The sequence below is a fragment of the Desertibaculum subflavum genome, assembly GCA_003576705.1.
GTDB classification, from domain to species: Bacteria; Pseudomonadota; Alphaproteobacteria; order Ferrovibrionales; family Ferrovibrionaceae; genus Desertibaculum; species Desertibaculum subflavum.
In genome coordinates this window covers 1-6,387 of the sequence record QOZS01000107.1, presented here as the reverse complement: position 1 = coordinate 6,387, position 6,387 = coordinate 1, and the positions used below count along the sequence as shown (strand labels likewise).

The window sequence follows — 6,387 nt, the reverse complement described above, 5'->3', positions numbered from 1 at the left end:
GCTCAAGCACTTCAGGCGCATCGCCACACGCTTCGACAAGCTCGCCCGAAACTACCTTGCCGCCATCACCATCGCCGCAGCACGCCTCTGGGCCAGAGATTATGAGTCCACGACCTAGGCGCGCTTCCAGATCGTCGAGGTATTTCCGCGCCTGCGCCGCGCCCCAGCGCTCTACGGTATAGGTCGCGATCTCCTGCAGATCGGCCTCAGCACTTTCGGAAAGGCCAAAGCGAGCCAAGGCGCTATTTGAGGCGTCTGCGTAGCGCGTCGATCGCCGCGCGCCCGTCCACCACACGGCCAGACCCGATAGCCTTCAGACCCTTCTGGATCTCGCGCCGTAGACGGGCGAGCTTCAGCCCCTCAAGCTCCTTGTAGTCCTCCGCGGAAATCACGACCGCAACCGGACGACCATGCTTTTCGATGGTGATCGGCTCGCGCTGGGCCGAATCGAGCAACTCGCCAAAGCGGTTCTTTGCGTCCCCGGCTGCCATGCTGCGCATCGGCAACTCCTTCACTGAGTGACTTCAGGCCAAAAAAGCTATTTTAGCTGAACGCGTCAGCAACGCCAGGGCAGCGAGAAGATGAGGCGGAGGGTTGCCGGGCGCCCGCGCGCCGCCTATTCCCGGCCCTATGAATCAACCGAACCCCTTAATGGATGCCGCTTTCGCCGAGGCCGAGGCCGCGCAGGCGGCCGGTGAGGTGCCAATCGGCGCGGTCGTGGTCGAAGCAGGGACGGGTGCCATCGTCGCCCGTGCCGGCAACCGGACGATCCGCGACCGCGACCCGACGGCGCATGCCGAGCTGCTGGCGATCCGCGCCGCGGCGGCGGCGCGCGGCAACGAGCGGTTGGGCGATCTCGACCTCTATGTCACGCTGGAGCCCTGCGCCATGTGCGCCGGGGCGATCAGCTTCGCGCGCATCCGGCGGCTCTATTACGCGGCCCCCGACCCCAAGGGCGGCGCGGTCGAGCACGGGCCCCGGTTCTTCCGCCAGCCGACCTGCCACCACGCGCCGGAAGTCTATGGCGGGATTGGCGAAATCCGCGCTGCCGCGCTTCTGAAGAGGTTCTTCGCCGGTCGTCGCTGACGCAACCGAGGCGGCGCCAGCCGCGCGCGACATCGCCGGCTGCCGGCGCTAATATCCGGCCCACCCGGAAACGCCCGCAACGACACATAAGGGACAGCGACCCATGGACTTCGAATTTTCCGACAAGACCAAGGCCCTGCAGGAGAAGCTGCAGCGCTTCATGGACGAGAACATCTATCCGAACGAGCAGGCCTATAAGGACGAGGTCAAGAAGCACGGCTGGAACGCGCCGCCCCTGATGGGCGAGCTGAAGAAGAAGGCGAAGGCGGCCGGCCTCTGGAACCTGTTCCTGCCGGAAAGCGAGTACGGCGCCGGCCTGACCAATCTGGAATACGCGCCGCTCTGCGAGATCATGGGCCGCGTGTCGTTCGCGCCGGAGGTGTTCAACTGCTCGGCGCCGGATACCGGCAACATGGAAGTCTTCGCCCGTTATGCGTCGAAGGAGATGCAGAACAAGTGGCTGAAGCCGCTGCTGGAGGGCGAGATCCGCTCCTGCTTCGCCATGACCGAGCCGGCGGTGGCCTCGTCCGACGCCACCAATATCGAGAGCTCGATCGTCCGCGACGGCAACGAATATGTCATCAACGGCCGCAAGTGGTGGTCGTCGGGCGCGCCCGACAGCCGCTGCAAGGTCTTCATCTTCATGGGCAAGTCGGACCCGAACAACCCGGACCGCTATCGCCAGCAGTCGATGATCGTGATCCCGGCCGATGCCAAGGGCGTGAAGCAGGTGCGCCACCTGCCGGTGTTCGGCTATGACGACGCGCCGCACGGCCATGCCGAGATGCTGTTCGAGAACGTGCGCGTGCCGGCCGACCACATGCTGCTGGGCGAGGGCCGCGGCTTCGAGATCGCGCAAGGGCGCCTCGGCCCGGGCCGCATCCATCACTGCATGCGCGCCATCGGCGTGGCGGAGCGCTCGCTGGAGAAGATGTGCAAGCGCGTCAAGTCGCGCGTCGCCTTCGGCCGGCCGGTGGCGGAGCAGACGGTGACGCTCGAGCGCATCGCCGAGGCCCGCATCATGATCGACCAGGCCCGCCTGCTGACGCTGCACGCGGCGTGGAAGATGGACACGGTCGGCAACAAGGCGGCGCGGAAAGAGATCGCCATGATCAAGGTCGCGGCGCCGAACATGCTCTGCCAGGTGATCGACTGGGCGATCCAGGCGCATGGCGCGGGCGGCGTGAGCGAGGATTTCGGCCTCGCCAATGCCTATGCCCATGCCCGCACGCTGCGCCTGGCCGACGGACCGGACGAAGTGCATCGCAACCAGATCGGCCGGCTCGAGCTGAAGCGCTGGAACTGACCGCCGATCGGCGTTAACGAGAGCCCCCGGCACCGGAAACAAATCCCAGGTGCCGGGGGTTTCCTTTTGTTCTGAGGCGCATAAGTGCCTTGAAAGGCCCGCACGGTTTGCTTACCACTGTTTCAGACATGCGACACTGGACGCTCGACGACATCCCCTGGGGCGCCTTCGACCCCGCCCGGGTTGACCCGGAGCTGCTGCGCGCGATCAAGGCCGCGGCCCTGGTGGAAGGCAATGCGGACGACTATGTGCGCTATCTGAAGAACGTGTTCGGCGGCGATGCCGCCTTCTGCGCCGCGGCCGACCAATGGGGCGCGGAGGAGAACCAGCACGGCGCCGCGCTGGCCCGCTGGTGCGAGCTGGCCGATCCCTCCTTCAGCTACGAACAGGCGATGGCGCGTTTCCGCGCCAATTTCCGCCTGCCGCTGGATGTCACCGCCTCGGTGCGCGGCTCGCTCGCCGGCGAGCTGATCACGCGCTGCGTGGTGGAATGCGGCACGTCGAGTTTCTACAGCGCGATCCGGGACGCGACCGACGAGCCGGTGCTGAAGGCGGTGGCGCACAAGATCGCCGGCGACGAGTTCCGCCACTACAAGCTGTTCGAGACGCATCTGCGCCGCTATCAGCCGCGGGAAGGCCTGTCGCTGGTGCGCCGCCTGCGCCTCGCCATCGGCCGCGTGCAGGAAGCGTCCGACGACGAGCTCGCCATGGCCTATTGGTGCGCCAACCAGCCGCCCGAGCCCTATGACCGCAAGCGCCATTCCGATGCCTATGCGGCACGCGCCTGGCGGCTCTACCGCTTCGGCCATGTGCAGCGTGGCGTCGGCATGGCGCTGAAGGCGGTCGGCCTCAATCCGCAAGGCCGCCTCTCCGCCCTGCTGGCGCGCTTCGGCTATCGCTTCCTGGCCTGGAAGGCTGCGCGGCTGGAGCTCGCCTGACCCGATGACCCAAGACTATGCGGCGCCGGCACGCCGGCTCGGCACGCTGGAACGCCCCGATTGCCGCATCCATTTCGAGGAAACCGGCGAGGGGCCGGCGCTGATCTTCGCGCACGGGCTCGGCGGCAACCAACTCTCGTGGTGGCAGCAGGTCGGGCATTTCTCGGCCCGCTATCGCTGCATCACTTTCGCGCATCGCGGCTTCGCGCCCTCCTCGCGGATCGAAGGCGGGCCGGACCCGGCCAGGTACGGCGACGATCTCGCCGCGCTGGTCGACCACCTGAAGCTTACCGAAGTGCGCATCGTCGCCCAATCGATGGGTGGGTGGAGCGCGGTGGAATACGCGCTGAAGCGCACCGGCAAGCTGAAGGCGCTGGTGCTGGCCGCCACCACCGGCTCGCTCGATCCGGCACAGGCGGGCGAGGCCGTGCTGCCCCGCCTCGCCGCATGGGCGAAGGCGAGCGAGAACGCCCGCGCCGATCTCGTGCGGCGGAGCATCCATGTGGCGGCCGGTGCGCGGATGGCGGCGGAGCAGCCTGCGCTGCACCTGCTCTACCGCCATATCGACGACATGAACGCGCATCTCGACAAGGAGGCGATCCGCGCCCGGCTCGGCCGGAACCGGACCCGTGCGCCGGCGGAGCTGGCCAAGGCCGGCTGCCCGGTCCTGTTCATCGCCGGCGACGAGGACGTGGTCATTCCGCCCTTCGCCGGCGACGTCATCGCGCCGCTGGTCCCCGGCGCCCGCGCCGCGCATATCCCCGATGCCGGCCATTCCGCTTATTTCGAGCGGGCGGCGGCGTTCAACCGGCTGGTCGAGGAATTCCTCGCCAGCGTCGCTTAAGCCAGCGCGCGCCGGATCCAGCCTTCGACGAAAGCCGGCATGGTCTCGGATCCCGGCTCGCCGATCAGATAATGGCCGAGTCCGGGAAAGACGTGAAAGCTGGCAGGCCCCGGATAGCGCTGTGCGATAGCGCGCGCCGTCGTCTGACTGAACAAGCTGTCATCCGAGCCGATCGCCGACAGCACCGGCACGCGCACGCGGCGCGGCGGCACCTCCGACGCGCGGGTATGGTCGAGCTCCCAGAACAGGCTTTCGAACAGCGCGCGACCCGATTCCGGCACGAAGCGGCGGAACATTTTCTCCCGCATCGGCGGCGGGAAACGGTCCATGGCGTATTCGGCGAGGGCAAATTTCGGTCGCACCGACTTGCGCAGGTGCATGCCCATGCTGCCCATCAGCGCCATGCGCGCCGCGATCTCGCCGGGGCCCGGCAGGATGCCGTGCGGCGGCGACGAGGCGAGCAGGACCAGCGCGCGTGCCAGGCCGCGGGCGGCAAGCTTCTGGCAAATCAGGCCGCCCAGCGAGTGGCCGACCAGCACGGGCGCTTCGCTCAGGCCCTCGACCAGCACCGCCAGGTCGTCGGTGTAGTCCTCGAGGCCGACATCGTGCAGTGAACCGCGCGGCGCGCCCGGCTCGTGGTGGCGCAGGTTCGGCGCGTGCACGTCGAAGCCGCGGTGGCCGAACCAGCGCACGAACGGCTCCCACGACCAGCCGCCGACGAAAGCGCCGTGCACGAAGACGATCGGCGGCAGCGCCCGGCCCATCCGTTCAGGCGCGGGCGAGCAGCGGTGCGAATTCCTGCACGACCTTGCGATACAGCACCTGCTTGAACGGCACGATCAGGGCCGGCACCTGGTCGAGCGGCACCCAGCGCCAGGCATCGAATTCCTGGTGCTTGGTATCGAGCCTGATGTCGCTGTCCTGGCCACGGAAGCGCAGCAGGAACCATTTCTGCTTCTGGCCACGGTACTGACCCTTCCACACCTTGTCGGCGATGTCGGGCGGCAGGTCGTAGTAGATCCAGTCGCGGCTCTCGGCGACGATCTCGGCCTTGGCGGTGCCGATCTCCTCTTCCAGCTCGCGCATCGCGGCGGTGCGCGCATCCTCGCCCTCGTCGATGCCGCCCTGCGGCATCTGCCAGGCCTCGGCACGCTGATCGATGCGGCGGCCGACGAAGACGAGATCGCCGTCGTTGACCAGCAGCATGCCGACGCCGGGGCGATAGGGACGCTTCTCGTAGGGCTGCAGCTTCGTCATTCGCTCTGCTTGTCCACAATGGCGGAGACCGGCACCAGCGCGATGCCCTTGGCGGCCAGCGTCGGCGCCCAATGGGCGATGCGGTCGATGGTGACCGGATAGGGATAGCCGATGCCGACGGCGGCGCCGTTCTTCAGCGCGATGCGCTCGAGCTCTTCCAGCCGGGCGTCGATGGCGTTGCGGCTCGCCTCGTTGTCGAGAAAGCGGTCGTTATAGGCGCGCGGCATGCCGAGATCCGCGGCGATCCGCGTCGCCACCGAGCGCGCCGAGGAGCGGCTGTCGACGAACAGCAGGCCGCGCTTGGCCAGCACTTCCAGGACCGGGCGCACGTCGTTGGTCGAAGCGGTGAACTTCGAGCCCATGTAGTTGGTGACGCCGACATAACCCGTGAAGCGGCCGAGCAGCCAGGACAGGCGGTCCAGATTGTCCGACGGCTTGAGCGAGGTGAGCAGCGCCCGCGGGCCCGGATCGTTGTGCGGATAGTCGAGCGGCTCCATCGGCAGCTGCAGCACCGCCTCGTGACCAGCCGCGCGGGCCTGGGCGATCCAGCTCTGCAGGTCGCCGGCATAGGGCGCGAAGGCCAGGGTGACGGCGGAGGGAAGCCGAGTGACGGCGCTCTGCGTCGCCGCCTGCGAAAGGCCCATATCGGCCACCATGACGGCGATGCGGGGCCGCTTGTCGGCACTGTCGAAGGGACGCGCATAGACCTGCCAGGGCTTGCGGCCATCGGCGCCGACGATCGGCAGCGGCCCATGCGGGCTCTGCTGCACCAAAGCAGGGTCCGGCACCGGCGGCAGCGGCCCGACATGCTCCGGCCTCGTTGCGTCGGGCTTGGCGGCATCGGGCTTGCCGGTCCTGCCGGGCGGCGGAGCGGGCGCCTGTGCCGGCGGCGCGGGTGGCGGCTGCGGCGCCGTGGCGACTTTGGGCGGCGGCGGCGGTGCCGGCGGAGCCTGGGC

General features: G+C 68.3%; 8 protein-coding genes and 2 pseudogenes. 5 read left to right on the top strand and 5 right to left on the bottom strand.

Annotated features, from left to right (window positions below; genetic code table 11):
- Window positions 1-118, top strand: a pseudogene (locus DT074_RS27320) (IS5/IS1182 family transposase); the annotation flags it as partial.
- Between the two features lie 9 nt (window positions 119-127).
- On the opposite strand, the pseudogene DT074_RS28660 reads toward DT074_RS27320, so the two are convergent.
- Both DT074_RS28660 and DT074_RS27315 read right to left on the bottom strand, forming a co-directional pair.
- A pseudogene (locus DT074_RS28660) lies at window positions 128-295 on the bottom strand (type II toxin-antitoxin system RelE/ParE family toxin); the annotation flags it as partial.
- Window positions 243-500: a type II toxin-antitoxin system Phd/YefM family antitoxin gene (locus DT074_RS27315; RefSeq protein WP_119423000.1), complete on the bottom strand. Its 258-nt coding sequence runs from the start codon at window positions 498-500 to the stop codon at window positions 243-245. The gene DT074_RS27315 and the pseudogene DT074_RS28660, both read right to left, overlap by 53 nt.
- Before the next feature lie 130 nt (window positions 501-630).
- On the opposite strand from DT074_RS27315, the gene DT074_RS27310 reads away from it, so the two are divergent.
- The 4 genes from DT074_RS27310 to DT074_RS27295 all read left to right on the top strand — a co-directional run bounded on the left by DT074_RS27310 (window position 631) and on the right by DT074_RS27295 (window position 4,174).
- Window positions 631-1,086, top strand: coding sequence for a nucleoside deaminase (locus DT074_RS27310; protein ID WP_119422999.1), 456 nt, complete (start codon window positions 631-633; stop codon window positions 1,084-1,086).
- Window positions 1,087-1,189: 103 nt separating this feature from the next.
- Window positions 1,190-2,392 carry an acyl-CoA dehydrogenase family protein gene (locus tag DT074_RS27305; protein ID WP_119422998.1) on the top strand — a complete coding sequence of 401 codons (1,203 nt, stop codon included), beginning with the start codon at window positions 1,190-1,192 and terminating at the stop codon, window positions 2,390-2,392.
- Window positions 2,393-2,520: 128 nt separating this feature from the next.
- Window positions 2,521-3,330: a ferritin-like domain-containing protein gene (locus tag DT074_RS27300; RefSeq protein ID WP_119422997.1), complete on the top strand. Its 810-nt coding sequence runs from the start codon at window positions 2,521-2,523 to the stop codon at window positions 3,328-3,330.
- A gap of 4 nt (window positions 3,331-3,334) precedes the next feature.
- Window positions 3,335-4,174: an alpha/beta fold hydrolase gene (locus DT074_RS27295; RefSeq protein ID WP_119422996.1), complete on the top strand. Its 840-nt coding sequence runs from the start codon at window positions 3,335-3,337 to the stop codon at window positions 4,172-4,174.
- Here DT074_RS27295 and DT074_RS27290 read toward each other — a convergent pair.
- From DT074_RS27290 to DT074_RS27280, 3 genes are all read right to left on the bottom strand, one after another.
- A complete protein-coding gene (locus tag DT074_RS27290; RefSeq protein ID WP_119422995.1) occupies window positions 4,171-4,938 on the bottom strand; it encodes an alpha/beta hydrolase in 768 nt (255 codons plus the stop codon). The two genes, DT074_RS27295 and DT074_RS27290, sit on opposite strands and share 4 nt — an antisense overlap.
- 4 nt (window positions 4,939-4,942) lie before the next feature.
- Complete coding sequence (locus DT074_RS27285; protein WP_119422994.1) at window positions 4,943-5,431, bottom strand: RNA pyrophosphohydrolase; 489 nt, start codon at window positions 5,429-5,431, stop codon at window positions 4,943-4,945.
- A partial coding sequence (locus tag DT074_RS27280; RefSeq protein ID WP_368744948.1) for a divergent polysaccharide deacetylase family protein occupies window positions 5,428-6,387 on the bottom strand: 960 nt, incomplete at its 5' end. The genes DT074_RS27280 and DT074_RS27285, both read right to left, overlap by 4 nt.

Excerpts from the sequence above, each read along its gene's own strand:
- DT074_RS27305 (WP_119422998.1), top strand. The coding sequence starts at position 1,190 with ATGGACTTCGAATTTTCCGACAAGACCAAGGCCCTGCAGGAGAAGCTG.
- DT074_RS27295 (WP_119422996.1), top strand. The coding sequence starts at position 3,335 with ATGACCCAAGACTATGCGGCGCCGGCACGCCGGCTCGGCACGCTGGAA.
- DT074_RS27310 (WP_119422999.1), top strand. The coding sequence starts at position 631 with ATGAATCAACCGAACCCCTTAATGGATGCCGCTTTCGCCGAGGCCGAG.
- DT074_RS27290 (WP_119422995.1), bottom strand. The coding sequence starts at position 4,938 with ATGGGCCGGGCGCTGCCGCCGATCGTCTTCGTGCACGGCGCTTTCGTC.
- DT074_RS27315 (WP_119423000.1), bottom strand. The coding sequence starts at position 500 with ATGCGCAGCATGGCAGCCGGGGACGCAAAGAACCGCTTTGGCGAGTTG.
- DT074_RS27285 (WP_119422994.1), bottom strand. The coding sequence starts at position 5,431 with ATGACGAAGCTGCAGCCCTACGAGAAGCGTCCCTATCGCCCCGGCGTC.
- DT074_RS27300 (WP_119422997.1), top strand. The coding sequence starts at position 2,521 with ATGCGACACTGGACGCTCGACGACATCCCCTGGGGCGCCTTCGACCCC.